General features: G+C 62.8%; 12 protein-coding genes. 6 read left to right on the top strand and 6 right to left on the bottom strand.

The genetic code is table 11. The features are described from left to right. From F0A16_RS19070 to F0A16_RS19045, 6 genes are all read right to left on the bottom strand, one after another. Positions 1 to 889: Bug family tripartite tricarboxylate transporter substrate binding protein (locus F0A16_RS19070; protein WP_149437219.1), on the bottom strand; the 889-nt coding region annotated here is incomplete at its 3' end. Positions 890 to 1,052: 163 nt separating this feature from the next. Continuing rightward, positions 1,053 to 1,937, bottom strand: coding sequence for a LysR family transcriptional regulator (locus F0A16_RS19065; RefSeq protein ID WP_149437218.1), 885 nt, complete (start codon positions 1,935 to 1,937; stop codon positions 1,053 to 1,055). A 29-nt stretch (positions 1,938 to 1,966) separates the two neighbouring features. Then, the gene (locus F0A16_RS19060; RefSeq protein ID WP_187776076.1) at positions 1,967 to 2,995 is read right to left on the bottom strand and encodes an Ldh family oxidoreductase; all 1,029 of its coding nucleotides are present in this window, start codon (positions 2,993 to 2,995) and stop codon (positions 1,967 to 1,969) included. A 294-nt stretch (positions 2,996 to 3,289) separates the two neighbouring features. After that, entirely contained in the window at positions 3,290 to 4,801 is a 1,512-nt protein-coding gene (locus F0A16_RS19055) for a tripartite tricarboxylate transporter permease (protein WP_149437214.1), read from the bottom strand. Continuing rightward, positions 4,802 to 5,260, bottom strand: a complete 459-nt coding sequence (locus F0A16_RS19050; RefSeq protein WP_149437212.1) for a tripartite tricarboxylate transporter TctB family protein — start codon at positions 5,258 to 5,260, stop codon at positions 4,802 to 4,804. After that, positions 5,257 to 6,261, bottom strand: coding sequence for a Bug family tripartite tricarboxylate transporter substrate binding protein (locus F0A16_RS19045; RefSeq protein WP_239023889.1), 1,005 nt, complete (start codon positions 6,259 to 6,261; stop codon positions 5,257 to 5,259). The genes F0A16_RS19050 and F0A16_RS19045 overlap by 4 nt, the downstream gene beginning before the upstream one ends. A 187-nt stretch (positions 6,262 to 6,448) precedes the next feature. On the opposite strand from F0A16_RS19045, the gene F0A16_RS19040 reads away from it, so the two are divergent. The 6 genes from F0A16_RS19040 to F0A16_RS19015 all read left to right on the top strand — a co-directional run bounded on the left by F0A16_RS19040 (position 6,449) and on the right by F0A16_RS19015 (position 13,005). After that, positions 6,449 to 7,141 (top strand): response regulator, encoded by a 693-nt coding sequence (locus F0A16_RS19040; protein ID WP_149437210.1) that lies wholly within the window; start codon positions 6,449 to 6,451, stop codon positions 7,139 to 7,141. Next, on the top strand, positions 7,141 to 8,547 hold the full coding sequence (locus tag F0A16_RS19035; protein WP_149437208.1) for a sensor histidine kinase: 1,407 nt from the start codon (positions 7,141 to 7,143) through the stop codon (positions 8,545 to 8,547). Before F0A16_RS19040 ends, F0A16_RS19035 begins: the two co-directional genes overlap by 1 nt. After that, positions 8,544 to 9,599, top strand: coding sequence for an ABC transporter substrate-binding protein (locus tag F0A16_RS19030; protein ID WP_149437206.1), 1,056 nt, complete (start codon positions 8,544 to 8,546; stop codon positions 9,597 to 9,599). Before F0A16_RS19035 ends, F0A16_RS19030 begins: the two co-directional genes overlap by 4 nt. Positions 9,600 to 9,732: 133 nt before the next feature. Then, complete coding sequence (gene shiA / locus F0A16_RS19025; protein ID WP_149437204.1) at positions 9,733 to 11,046, top strand: shikimate transporter; 1,314 nt, start codon at positions 9,733 to 9,735, stop codon at positions 11,044 to 11,046. 217 nt (positions 11,047 to 11,263) lie between these two features. Further along, on the top strand, positions 11,264 to 11,500 hold the full coding sequence (locus tag F0A16_RS19020; protein ID WP_149437203.1) for a hypothetical protein: 237 nt from the start codon (positions 11,264 to 11,266) through the stop codon (positions 11,498 to 11,500). A 2-nt stretch (positions 11,501 to 11,502) separates the two neighbouring features. Further along, the gene (locus tag F0A16_RS19015) at positions 11,503 to 13,005 is read left to right on the top strand and encodes a sodium:solute symporter family protein (RefSeq protein WP_149437201.1); all 1,503 of its coding nucleotides are present in this window, start codon (positions 11,503 to 11,505) and stop codon (positions 13,003 to 13,005) included. Positions 13,006 to 13,108: the final 103 nt, after the last annotated feature.

The following is a 13,108-nucleotide window of genomic DNA, read 5'->3' as shown; positions in this document are numbered from 1 at the left end:
GCATCAGGCCATTGCTCTTCATGACCTGCTTCCACTGGTCGCTGGCGTAGAGCTTGTCGACGGCATCGACCCAGTACTGCTTGGCGTCGTCGTCTATATCGGCCGGCATGTAGAAGCCGCGCCAGTTCGCGCCGATCGCATCGATCCCCTGTTCCCTGGCGGTGGGGATAGTGGAAAACTCTTCCGGAAGGCGATCCTCGGAGAGCACGGCCAGGACGCGGATGTCACCGGACTCGAAGAATCCCCTGGCCTCGGTGATATCACCGGTGAACGCGCCCACATGGCCACCGACCAACTGTGTAAGCGCTTCGCCACCGTTGTTGTAGGAGAGGTAGGGGACGCGTGGAAGACCGTCGACACCGGCCGCCTTGGCCGCGATCAGTACCTTGAGGTGGTCCCAGCCGCCGTTGGCGCTACCGCCGGCGAACTTGACCGCACGCGGGTCCTGCTTCATCGCCTCCATCAGCTCGTTGAGGTTGTGGTAGGGAGAGTCCTTGGAGACCGCGATCACACCATAGTCGGCGCCGATCGCTCCCAGCCAGTTCACCATGCTAGCGTCCATACCCGGGAACTGACCTTGAGCCAGGCGAGTAACGGTCGAAGTGGAAGCCGCAACGAGCAGGTCATCGTCGCCACTGCGCTTGCTCACGGTGTGGGCGAAGGCGACGCCACCCCCCGCCCCTGCCATGTTGATGGTCTGCATAGTCTTCGGTACGAGCCCGAGCTCCTTGAAAACATTGGCTGCGTTTCTGCAGGTGAAGTCCCACCCTCCACCCGGATCCGCCGGGGCAATGCACTCGGTTTTGCTACCCGGCTCGTAGGCCAGGGTCAGTGAGCTGAAAATCAGGAAGGGAAAAAGAAGAAACGTTTTGATAATGGCGTGCTTCATTGTCGAACCCTCAGTTAATTATCTGCACCAAAATGATCGTAACCGCACCGAAAATATTGGAGACAGAGAAAAACTAAACGCTCAAAAATCGTCTGAGAATTCGCTATCAGATAAGCCTGTCTTTCCACTAACAGAAAACTAAAAAAAGACAGCGTCTTAGCAATCAATAGTGCGTCAAGTGTTCCACTAAAGACTTAACCGCCGGGTCCAGATATCGATTGGCCTTGACGCCGACGACAAGGTCGCGCTCGGCCCAATCCTCATCCAAAGAAATCGCAACGATGGGTATGGACTTCGCATAGACTTCGATGGTCTCTCTTGGCATTATCGCCAGACCATATTGACAGGCAACCAGTTGGCACATGCAATCAAAACTGCTGACTCTGACGCCAACCTTCAACCGGAAGCCACGGCTTTCAGCCTCTTTTTCCAGACGTTCGTACAACAGGCTGTCAGCGTGCTGAGCGACCATCGAATACCCGGCCAGCGCCTCATATCGTATGGACGAGCCGTTGACCAGCGAATGCCCCATGGGGACCGCCAACGCCAGCTCATAGGTGCGATACCGGAAAACTTCGATATCGGGTGGGGAGGATTCCACGGAAAAAACGCCCAGATCCGCCTCGCCCTCTCTCAAGGCACGAAGGATGGCGCCTCCCACTCGCCCTTCGATATCCAGATTAATTCTAGGGTACTTATGTCGAAAAGACGCGATATCGAACGGTAGGAACTGCGAGAGCGCGGAGGTCGTGGCGCAAATCCTGATATTTCCCCGAAGCTCTTCGGAAAAGCTCGCCAGCTCCTCGTCCATTTCTTCAATCCTGACAAAGACGCTGCGCACATGTACCAATAGAGCTTCTCCCGCCGCCGTCAACTCCACACCCCGTGCAAAGCGTACGAACAGGGGCGTCCCGACCCTGCCTTCGAGTTCGGCTATCCTCTTGCTGACCGCGGAGACGGCAATATGGGCTCTCACGGAAGCCCGTGTCAGACTTTTCTCCTCCGCCACGCAGAGAAAAATGTTCAACGAAGCAAGGTCGTGTTTCACCGGTTCCTCTAGACGTTTATCGCCCCTGGCTAATAAGCCCGCAGCGCGTTCAGTTGATGCGCATCGTAATCCAGACCATGCGCGAGATGATGCCGGAGGGCTACGAGTTCTCTCTCGCCTGGCAACTGCACGGGCCTTTCATCATCGATGGCCGGCGTATCGTGAATGATATCGAAAAAGTCGTTCATTCTCTCACCAAGCCAGCCCTCTCCGCCCAATCCTTTAGTATTGATAGTCAAAAAGAAGTGACCCAAGTTCTGAGGCTGATCGGGCTGCTTGTCCCAGGCTTTGACATGATTGAGATAAGCCGCCCCAGACAGAACACCAGCCAGCATGTCCACGGCAAGTGCCAGGCCATAGCCCTTATGACCGCCAATCGTCTGCAGCATACCGGCAAGCGCCTCGCTGGGGTCACTCGTTGGAACACCGCTGGCGTCTACCGCCCAATCGAGCGGAATCGACTCTCCCCGGTCTCTTGCGGATCGAATCTTCGCACGGGCAACCGTGCTCAACGCCATGTCCAGTAGAAAGTGCTCTCCTCGGGGATTGGGAAAACCGAAGCCCAGAGGGTTATTGCCCAACTTTGGAGAAGTTCCACCATAGGGGGCTATCGTCGTCGTGGCGTTGCTGGCGATGAAGCTCATGAAACCCTGCTCGGCGGCCATGAACGAGTAGGGCATGATAGGTCCAAAGTGATTGCTTCCCCTGACGAAGACCATGCCAACACCGAACTCAGATGCCATCTTCATGGATCGGGAAAGTGCCCTCTTTCCGAGCAGCGGACCGAGCGCATTATCCCCGTCGAGCGTCGCCACGGTGGGATAGGTCTGATGTAATTCGAGACGAGGATTGGCGTTGATTCCGCCTATCTCTATTCGCTCTCCATACGACATGATGCGAGCCACGCCATGCGTGTGGATTCCAAACATGTCAGCCATGATCAGCACATCAGCCACATCCTCGGCTTCGTCCGTCACGATACCGAGACGCTCCAACGCCTCGACCGCGATCTTCTTCAATTCTGCCTGTTCAATCTTGACTTTCCGCATATCTTCCATGGCCATTTCCACCTATAAAAGTGCCAACGAGATTCGGCAGATTATCCCCCTCATCGGATAGAGGGAATTTCTTTCTGGGAAAGGGAGCTTTCTCGTAATAACAAGAAAAATCAGGCACGTTGACTATCAATAACCGCACTCATGGAGACCACGCTGTTTCTCGACAGCCGGATATGCAACCGTAACCATAATTTCGACTAGTCTGACTTATGGGTTCTTATGACGGGCGGGATTGAAAAGGCCCCGCGAAAGCGGGGCCGTCCACTGCTGCCAGCGCATCACTCCATCCCGGTATCAGGACGCCTTGGCTGCCGGCAGGAATTTCGCCTTGAGCTTGCCCGCGAACATCGGCACCAGTACCACCAGCGCGGCGGCGATCCACAGCCCGATCGACAGGCTCGACTGAAACAGGATGCCGGCATCGCCACCGCTGATCGACAGCGCCCGACGCAGGTTCTCCTCCATCAAGCCGCCGAGCACGAAGCCGAGCACCACCGGCGCCAGCGAGAAGCCGAACTTGCGCAGCAGATAGCCGAACACGCCGATGACCAGCATCAGGTAGATCGCCATCAGGTCGGAGTGAAGCTGATAGACGCCGACGAAGGCGAGGATCGCCACGCTCGGTACCAGCAGCCAGCGCGGCACCTGCAGCACGCGGGCGAAGACGCCGGCCAGCGGCAGGTTCAGCAGCAGCAGCATGACGTTGCCGATATAGAGCGAGGCGATCAGGCCGCCCACCACCACCGGCTGCTCGCGGAACATCATCGGGCCGGGATTGATGTTGTAGAGCATCAGCGCGCCGAGCAGGATCGCAGTGGTGCCGGAGCCGGGAATGCCCAGCGTCAGCATCGGCACGAAGGAGCCGGCGGCGGAGGCGTTGTTGGCCGCTTCCGGCGCGGCCAGCCCGCGCATGTTGCCGGTGCCGAAGCTATTATCGTGGTCGCTGATGCGCTTTTCGGTGGTATAGGCCACGGCGCTGGCAACGGAGGCGCCGGTGCCCGGCAGCACGCCGATGACGAAGCCGATCACGCTGGAGCGCAGGATCGCCCACTTGCAGTACAGCACTTCGCTCATCTTGACCATGACCCGGCCGATCGGCGCCATCTCACCGTCCTGGTCGTGGCGGAAGGCGTGCTCGAGCATCAGCAGGATCTCGCTGACCGCGAACAAGCCAATGATCATCACCACGAAATCGATGCCGTCGTAGAGCTCGGGCATGTCGAAGGTGAAGCGCAGCACGCCGGTGCCGGAGTCGACGCCGACGGTGGAGATCAGCACGCCAAGCACCGCACCGATCAGGGTCTTGAGTGGATCCTTGCCCATCATGGCGGACATGGAAGCGAAGGCGAAGATCATCAGCGCGAAGAATTCGGCGGGGCCGAACTTGACGGCGACGATCGCCAGCAGCGGCGCAAACAGGGTCAGGCCGATGATCGCGACGGTCGCCCCGATGAACGAACTGACGGCGGACAGGCCCAGGGCCGGCCCGGCGAGCCCCTTCTTGGCCAGCGGGTGGCCGTCCAGCGTGGTCATGACCGCGCCGGCATCACCGGGCACGTTGAGCAGGATGCTCGACATCCTCCCGCCGTACTCGGAACCGGTGTAGATACCCGCCAGCAGGATGAGCGCGGATTCCGCCGGCAGGCCCAGCGTGTAGGCCAGCGGCATCAGGATGGCGATACCGTTGATCGGCCCGATACCCGGCAAGGCACCGAACAGCGTCCCGAGCAGCGCGCCCAGGAAGGCCAGCCCCAGGTTGAGCGGCGTCAGCGCGACACCGAAGCCCTGGATCAGAAAATCGAACATTTAATTGCTCCCCAGCAGCGGCTCGATCCAGCTACCGGTCGGCAGCGAGATTCCCAGTCCGTAGGTGAATAGCAGATAACTGCCCACCGCCAGCAGCAGGCCGCCGACGACCGCTTTCAACGGCCCGGCACCGAACAGCCAGGCGATGACGATGCTGACCAGAGCGGTCGTCACCAGGAAACCGAGGTTGATGAACAGCGCCGCATAGAGACCCAGCACGGCCATGGTGAAGAGCAGGCGCAGCAACAGCGCGCCGGTCGGCCACTCACCGCCGGCGCCCGGGCGCACGAACAGCACCACGGCCAATACCGCCAGCAGCCCCGCGAGAATCAGCGGAAAGGCTTTCGGCCCGACCGGGTCGTAACTGAACGGCACCTCCAACTGCCAGGCCTGGACGGCGACGAACGCCGCCAGACCGAGTAACAGCAGGCTCAGGATTCGGTCGGCGGCGAGTTTCATTGGGTCAGACCCACTTCTTTGGACAGTTGCTGGAAGTCGGCAACCTGATCTTTCACGTACTGGTGGAAGTCTTCACCGAACTTGGCCATCGGGAACAGACCGCGACCTTCACGCAGCTTGGCGAAGCTTTCTGTCTCGCTCAGCGCTTTCAGACGGTCGGCCCACGCCTGGTACTCTTCGTCGCTGACATCCGGACCCATGTAATAACCGCGCCAGATCGGCCATTCGACGTCGTAGCCCTGCTCCTTGGCAGTAGGGATGTCCGCGTAGGGCCCGCCCATGCGCTCTTCGGAGAGGGCCGCCAGAATACGAATCTCGCCGCTGTCGAGCTGTGGCTTCAGCTCGGCCAAGTCGCCGGTGAAGACCTGGATGTGTTCACCCAGCAGTGCGGCCAGCGCCTCACCGCCACCCTCGAAGGAGACGTAGCGCAGCTTGCGCGGATCGACCTCGTCGGCCTTGGCCATCAGCGCCGCCTTCATCCAGTCCTGGCTGCCGACCGTGCCGCCGGCACCGATGACCACGCTGGAAGGATCCTTCTTCAGCGCTTTCATCAGTTCGTCGAGGTTGTTCCAGGGCGCGTCCTTGCGGACGACGACCGCGCCGTAGTCGACGCCCAGCGCACCGACCCAGCGCACGTCGTCGACCTTGTGCTTGATGCCGAACTTGCCCAGCGCCAGATTCAACGCCGCGCCGGTACTGGCCGCCACGATCAGGTTGGGATCGTCATCGCGCACGCCGGTGACATGGTTGTAGGCGACGGCACCGATACCGCCCGGCATGTAGCTGACCATCATCGGCTCGTCGATCAACTTGGCTTCCTGCAGGCCATTGGCTGCCAGACGGCAGGTCAGGTCGTAACCGCCACCCGGTTTGGCCGGCGCGATGCACTCCGGCGGCTTGGCCTGGGCCTGGACGGCGCCGGCCAGCAGCGCACCACCGGTAACGGCGGCGACCAGCCAGCGTTGAAGGCCTTTCGCTTTGGACATGTGATTCTGGGGCATGCTGTGCGTCTCCTACCTGGGTTGTTATGCTCGCAAAGCTCATGGCGGGCACCGGTCTCGGGCCGGCTCTGCCCACCGACAGCGCGATGCTAGAGCGCTAACCTTTCATCAACCTGTCATCTAAACCTTTGTCGTATAGGACATTAGTCGCATAAGGCATGGGGATTCGATGACGCGAGACATCGCCATGCATCTGCTCGTGATCGAGGATGACCCGCTGCTGTCGCGCTCGCTGGCCCAGGCGATGACGCGCCATGGCTATACCGTCGACGCCCTGGCCCGTATCGACGACGCCATCCAGGCACTGCGTCAGGGTCGTTTCGATCTGGTGCTGCTCGACCTGGGCCTGCCCGATGGCAACGGCCTCGACGTCCTCGAGTGGATGCGCGCCCATACCGACTCGACGCCGGTGATGATTCTCACCGCGCGGGACGCCCTCGAGGATCGCGTGCGCGGGCTGGACCTCGGCGCCGACGACTATCTCGCCAAGCCGTTCTCGATCACCGAACTGGAAGCCCGGGTACGCGCCCTGCTGCGCCGCAGCCAGCAACGGCTCGACAACAGCGTTCGTTTCGGCGGCCTGGTGCTGGATACCCGCTCGGCCAGCGCCTGGCTGGACGGAGCGGCCCTCGATCTGCCGAGGCGCGAGTTCAGCCTGCTGGAAGCGCTGATGCTCAACGCGGGGCGCATCGTGCAGCGCGAAGCCCTGGAGAACCGGCTGTTCGGCTTCGAGGCGGTGGGCGCCAACGCCCTGGACGTCTACGTCAGCCGGCTGCGCAAGCGCCTGGCCGGCTCCGGGCTGTCGATTCGGACGCTACGCGGCCTGGGTTATCGACTCGAGGAGCCGCGGGAGTCCTTCGGGGAGGGGCGGCCTGAGTGATGCCACCTCGCACCTCGCTCAAGCGGCGACTGACGCTATGGCTCGTGGTGATCGTCGCCGGATTGGGAACGCTGCTGCTGATCGAGGCCTACACCAGCGCGCGCAAGGCGGCGGACCGGGCCATGGATGGCCAGCTCGAGGCCGCCAGTCTGACCATCGCCGAATCGCTGCAGTGGCCGGAGGGCAACCCCACCCTGGAGATGCCCGCCTCGGCGCTGCAGATCCTGGCCACCCGCTGGCAGGAACGGGTGTTCTACTGGCTGCAGGCGGACAACGGCACCACGATCACCCAGAATGCCGATCTGCCGATCACCGCTGCGATGCAGGCCGACGCGCGTCGGCAGCCGGTCTACCTGGATGCCATTCACGATGGCGAGCCGATCCGTCTCAGCGGCCGCGAGGTGGACTCCGCCGGCTGGGATACCCAGGAGCCGGTGCAGCTCTGGGTGGGGCATACCCGCCATGGGCGCGACCTGCTGGCGCGGGAGCTGTTCCGCAAGAGCGCGACCCGCTTCGCCGCAATGGTGCTGATCACTGCGGCCCTGGTGGGGATCGCGATGCACACCATGCTGGCGCCGCTGCGACGCCTGCGCCAGGCACTGAGGGAGCGTCGCGCCGAGGAGAACAGCCCGTTGATGCTCGACGTGCCGCGGGAGATGCAGGAGCTGGTCGAAACGCTCAACCGGTTGTTCGCCGACCAGCGCCATCATCGCGACGCGCTGCTGCGCTTCATCGCCGACGCATCGCATCAGCTCAAGACTCCGCTGGCGGGACTCCAGAGCACCAGCGAACTGGCGCTGACCAGCAATGAGCCCGGCGTCTGGCACCAGGCCCTGGTCACCGTTCACGACAGCGCCGGGCGTACCAGTCGCCTGGCCGGACAGATGCTGAGTCTGACCCGCCTGCAGCATCTGGGGCCATTGCATGAACGCCAGCCGCTGGCACTGGATCGACTGATGCGCGAGATCACCGTCGATTGGGCCGATCGCCAGGACAGTCGCGATCACGACCTCGGGCTCGCCATCGAGGTACCGGCCCCGGTCTGGGTCGAGGGGGAAAGCTGGGCCCTGCGCGAACTGCTCAACAACCTGATCGACAACGCCTTTCGCTATACACCGCCCGGCAGCGAGATCACGCTGGCGCTCCGCGGCGATGATGCCTGGGTGACGCTGGCCATCGAGGACGACGGCCCCGGCGTCGATGCCGAATCCCTCGACCGCCTGACGCGACCGTTCGAGCGCGGTCATCGCCAGGACACCCACGGGTCCGGACTCGGCCTGGCCATCGCCGACTCCATCGCCGGACGCCACGGCAGCCGGCTGGAAGTTTCCAATCGGGCACCTCGCGGGCTCAGGGTTTGCCTGACGTTGCCACGCTGTCAGCCACCCGAGGGGCGCGCAGGATGACAAGACGCCTCCACTTTGGCCTGGGCCTATTGTTGTCGCTATGCCTCGGTGCCGGCAGCAGCGGCACAGCCCGCGGGGACGAAAGGCTGATCATCGAAGCGGCACTGGACCGTCAGATCGTCGAGCCGGTGCTGGCCGCCTTCGCTGCCGAGAACCCGCGGATCGACCTCGACTACCGTGATCGCTCCACGCTGGAGGTCGACCGGCGCGCCCGGGATCCCGAATCGCCGCCGGACGTGGTGATCAGCTCGGCGATGCCGTGGCAGCTGGCGCTCAGCAACGATGGGATGGCCCAGCCGCTCGACGCCCCGGAGGCCGACCAGTGGCCGGCGTGGGCCAAATGGCGCAACGAGGTTTTCGGCTTCACCTTCGAACCGGTGGTGATGGCCTACCGGCTCGAGCTCGCCTCGCACATGCCACCGCCGGAGACCCACCGCGACCTGCTCGACCTGCTGACTCGCTACCGCCAGTGGCTCGACGGTCGCGTGGTCAGTTATTCGCCACGCAAGAGCGGGGTGGGCTACACCCTTTTCCAGCAGGATGCCCGCTACACGCCCCGTGCCTGGGACCTGATCGCCGCCATGGGCGCCGCCAATGTCGACCTCGAAGCCACGACCCAGCGCATGCTGGAAGGACTCAGCGACGGCCGCTACTGGCTCGGCTACAACCTGCTGGGCTCCTATGCCATGGTGTGGGCCCAGACCCATCCCGACATCATCGTTCAGGTCCCCAACGACTACTCGCTGGTGATGATGCGGATGGCGTTCGTCCATCGCGACGCGCCGCATCCAGCGGCGGCCAAACGCTTCGTCAGTTTCCTGCTGAGCCAACGGGGCCAGCATATCCTGGCCGGCCAGACGCCGCTGTTCAGCGTGCGTGACGATGTCGTCGGCCCCTACACCGCCCAGCGGCTGCGCGACCAGGTTGGCGATCACCTCTACCCGATCCCGATCAACGCCACGCTGCTGGCGTTCGTCGATCCACTGCGCCGCCAGGCCTTCCTGCGCCGCTGGGATCGCGAACTTCAGATCCTGGAACCGCCGAAGCCGTAGACGCGTCGGGCCGAGGGGCGCGATCCACCGCAGGGTCTGTGCCCGGCAGCGCAATGCCGTAAGATATGCCGCCGCCCCGTCGCCGCGCTTACCAGCGCCTCGATCACAAGACACCGACCACCGAGAGTTACGGATGAGCACGCCAGCCACGACCACCGTCCCCGCCCCCGCCCACTCGACAAGCCAGGCCAGACGTGCCGCCATCGGCAGTTTCGTCGGCGCCGTGGTCGACTGGTACGACTTCCTGCTCTACGGGATCGTCGCCGCGCTGGTTTTCAACTCGCAGTTCTTTCCCAACGTCAGCCCGGCCGCCGGCACCTTGGCGGCACTGGCCACCTTCGGCGTCGGCTTTCTGTTTCGCCCGCTCGGCGGGCTGGTATTCGGTCATTACGGCGATCGCCTGGGTCGCAAACGCATGCTGATCCTGACAGTGATCCTGATGGGCGGTGCGACGGCACTGATCGGCCTGCTGCCGACCTACGCCGAGATCGGCGTGTGGGCACCGATCCTGCTGGTGACGCTACGTGCGGTTCAGGGTTTCGCCGTCGGCGGGGAGTGGGGTGGCGCCGCCTTGATGGCGGTGGAAAGCGCACCACGCGGCCGCCGCGCGTTCTACTCCAGTGGCGTGCAGGTAGGTTACGGCGTGGGCCTGATCCTGGCTACCGGCAGCGTGTCGCTGCTCAGCTACTGGCTGAGCGATGCCGACTTCACCGCCTGGGGCTGGCGTCTGCCGTTTCTGTTCAGCGTGGTACTGGTGCTGGTGGCGCTGAAGATCCGTTCGAGCCTCGAGGAGTCGCCGGAATTCGTCGCCGCGGTCGAACACGGTGACCGCAAGCCGGCCAGGCCGCCGATCCTCAAGGCGCTCAAACGCCACCCCGGGGCTTTCGTCACCATCATCGCCATGCGCCTCGCCGAGCTGTTCACGATGTATATCGTGACCACCTTCGCGCTGAGCTACTCCACCGGCTATCTCGATCTCTCCCGCGACCTGTTCCTGCATATCGGGCTGCTGGTCGGCGCGATCAGCTGCATCACCATTCCGCTGTTCGCGTTCCTCGCCGACACGCTGGGGCGGCGACGGGTCTATATCACCGGTGCCATCGTCGGCATGCTGACCGCTTTCCCGTTCTTCATCGCGCTGCAGGTCGGTTCGATCCTGTGGATCGTGGTGTTCGCCGTGGCCCTGGCCAATCTCGCCCACGACATGGTGGTCAGCGTGCAGCAACCGATCTTCGCCGAGCTGTTCGGAACCGCCTACCGCTACAGTGGCGCCGGAGTGGGCTACCAGGTCGCCAGCGTGATCGGTGGCGGCTTCACCCCGTTCATCGCCGCCGCGCTGGTGGATTTCTATGGCGGCAGCTGGACGCCAGTCGCCATCTACCTGGCCTCCGGCTGTCTGCTCTCCGCTCTCGGCGCGGCCTGGATGCTGCGAAAGCGAGGGGCATGACGAGATCGAGCACCCGACCGGTGGCTATCTCCTGCTCCGGAGGCCATTACGACCAATGTCGCAGTTCTTCGCCATAGACGAAGCCCCACTTTCCCAACCGATAATGGCCAGCCATCGCCACGGATGGCTATAGTCTCCTCGCTCGCCGCCGGTGGCGCTTTTCGACCGTTTTTCGCCAATTTGGTATCACCATCTCGCACGCCTCCGAGGTCCTTCAATGAAAAAAAGAATCAGTGAACCGGTCAAGAAACCGCTGGTCTGGATCGGCTTCGTCATTCTGTTCGCCCTGATCAATCCCTGGTATTTCCCCGCCGGCTCCTGGTCGCCTCTATTCTTCGGCGTTCCCTACTGGGCACTGATCATCCTGCTCGCCTCGCTCGCATTGTCGATCTTTATCACCTGGGTGGTAATGACACAGTGGGAAACCGGCGCTGACGAAGACGAGGGGCTGTGACGATGGAAGTGGAACTGGCCTTCAGCGGGTGGTCCGGCATTCTGGTATTGATGCTCTACGGCGGTCTGATGCTCGCCGTGGGCGTTTACGCCTTCCTGCGTAATCGCAAGGTTCGTGAAAGTCTCGACGAGTACTATCTGGGCGGTCGTGGCCTCGGGGTCATGGTGCTGTTCTTTACCTTTTTCGCGACCCAGTACAGCGGCAATACCGTGGTCGGCTACCCCCCAACGGCCTATCGACTCGGCTACCAATATCTGGTTTCCGTACCGTTCTTCATCATGATCATCATGGTCTACCTGCTGTTCGCGCCCAGGCTTTATGCGCTGGGTCGGCGCTTCAATCTGTTGACGCCGGTGGACTGGATCGATCTGCGCTTCCGCTCGAAGAAGGTCACGATCCTGGCCGCGATCCTGATGCTCTACGGTCTCGGCAACTATCTGCTGGAGCAGTTCGTCGCCATCGGCCAGGGCGTATCCGGTCTTACCGGCGGCACGATCCCCTATCAGGTCGGGGTGGTGTTCTTCATCGTGATCATGGTCGCCTATAGCTGGCTGGGTGGCATGCGCTCGGTGGCCTACACCGACACGATCCAGGGCATCGCCCTGCTATTTGGCGTGTTCACCCTGCTGATCGGCTCGCTGATCTATCTCGGCGGGCTGCCCACGGCAGCCGAGACGATGATCGCCGAGGCGCCGGAGAAGTTGGGGGCCCCGACCGGGGGAAGTCTCACCACCTGGTTCTGCCTGCTGGTGCTGGTGGGTATCGGCGCGGCGATCTATCCGCACGCTTTCCAGCGAATTTTCGCGGCGCGCAGCGAGCGCACGCTCAAGCGCTCTTTCATCCGCATGGCCTACATGCCGTTTTTGACCGCCGGGGTGGTGTTCATGGTCGGGATCATCGGCATCGCCGCCTTCCCCGACCTGACCACCGCGGAGTCCGAGCAGTTGGTGGGGATGATGGCCAATGCGCTGGCCAATCAGAACGCCTTCTTCTACTGGGCGATGGTGCTGCTGTTCGGCGGCGTGATCGCGGCCATCGTGTCGACGGCCGACTCGGTGCTGCTGACGTTCTCGTCGATCGTCTCCAACGACCTCTACGGGCGCTACATTGCTCCTGACGCCGATGAATCGCGCAAGATCCTGGTGGGCAAGCTGGTCGGTTTGGTCGCCGTCGTCGTGCTGGTGCTGATCGCCTGGTATCCGCCGGGCACGCTCTATCAGATCTTCGTGCTCAAGTTCGAGGTGCTGATCCAGACCGCGCCGGCGCTGATCCTCGGCCTCTACTGGAGCCGGCTCAATACCCAGGCGGTGTTCGTCGGCATGCTCGCCGGCACCGTACTGGCCGCCGTCTTCACGTTCGCCGGCTACCGCCCGCTGGGCGTCTACAGCGGGTTGTGGGGACTGCTGCTCAATCTGGCGCTATGCGTGGGCGGGAGCCTGCTCAGCCAGGCCACGGAAGCCAACCGGCAGCGAGCGCTGGAGGTGATCGGTTGGCAGCGTCCGTGACGAGCGCAAGGCGCGGGGCCGATCAGAGCCAGAAAAGCGACTCGAGATCGGCGTCCCTTGCATACCGTTCGAGCCAGCGCTGGTAGCGCGCTCCGGCTCGTTT

The organism is Salinicola corii (assembly GCF_008298015.1).
Taxonomy (GTDB): Bacteria; Pseudomonadota; Gammaproteobacteria; order Pseudomonadales; family Halomonadaceae; genus Salinicola; species Salinicola corii.
Note: the sequence above shows the minus strand (reverse complement) of the source record. Positions and strands in the feature narration are given on the sequence as shown.